This window comes from Bartonella sp. SD1336NMGDW (assembly GCF_042193565.1).
Taxonomy (GTDB): domain Bacteria; phylum Pseudomonadota; class Alphaproteobacteria; order Rhizobiales; family Rhizobiaceae; genus Bartonella; species Bartonella grahamii.
The window spans coordinates 1-899 of the sequence record NZ_JBHILW010000079.1; the positions used below are offsets into that span (position 1 = coordinate 1).

1 protein-coding gene and 2 pseudogenes are annotated in these 899 nt (G+C 46.2%); all 3 read left to right on the forward strand.

Going from position 1 to position 899, the window contains the following annotated elements; genetic code table 11:
• Nucleotides 1–226 (forward strand): annotated as a pseudogene (locus tag ACFIKH_RS09210) (phage tail protein); the annotation flags it as partial.
• Nucleotides 223–477, forward strand: coding sequence for a tail protein X (locus tag ACFIKH_RS09215; RefSeq protein WP_375670552.1), 255 nt, complete (start codon nt 223–225; stop codon nt 475–477). The pseudogene ACFIKH_RS09210 and the gene ACFIKH_RS09215, both read left to right, overlap by 4 nt.
• Nucleotides 477–899, forward strand: a pseudogene (locus tag ACFIKH_RS09220) (phage late control D family protein); the annotation flags it as partial. The gene ACFIKH_RS09215 and the pseudogene ACFIKH_RS09220, both read left to right, overlap by 1 nt.

The window sequence follows — 899 nt, forward strand, 5'->3', positions numbered from 1 at the left end:
AGCAAAGCCGGTCCAGATGCTTCGTTGGATCAATGATACGACCTATAGTGTCCTTCTCCATGGTCCCGTGGTGATCACCACGATCAATAAAGACCACGACTATATTAGTCGCTCTGGTCAATCCCAGCGCATCCGCTATTCCATTACGCTCTTGCCCTTTTTTAATGGCGGAAAACCACAAGGTCAATATCAGGTGGGACAAACCCAAGTGGGACAAATTCTATGAAGATACCAGAAAAGCATGTTGTTGTAGAGCTAGAGGATATGAGTCTTGATCTTATCTGCTTTCACCATGCCATGGCAGTGTTCAGAGACCGGAGGCAAGCTGGTTTACTCAAAGGCTATTTAGAAGCCACCTTGGAAGCTAATCCAGAGATTGCCAAATATGGTGTGCTTTTACCGCGAGGCTTAACGGTTATTCTGCCTGAATTTGTGTTGTCTAATCCCCAAAGCATGGTGAAGAGGTTATGGGATTAATGCGCACACACCCCTTTATTGTGGTCAAGGTGGGAGATAAACCTGTTCATGAGGTTTTTTACCAGCGTCTTTTAACCGCAACCATTACGGACCATGCCGGTAATGAAGCCGATACATTTGAAGCAGAGTTTGATGATAGTGGCAATGATTTAGAGGTTCCACAAACGGGCAACGCTCTGCAGGTGATCTTTGGCTATGAGAACAGCATCAGTGCTTTTATGGGGTGTTTTGTTGTCGAATCGGTTGTGAGTTGTGGGGGCAGTGATGGAGAGATCTTACGCCTTTGTGGCAAAAGTGCCTCGATGCGTAAAGAGCTCAAAGAACAGGTGAGTGAACATTTTGACCACCAAACTGTTGGTGAGATTGTTGAGACACTCGCTAAACGCCATGGCTATCAAGCAAAGGTCAGTCCTCAGTTCACC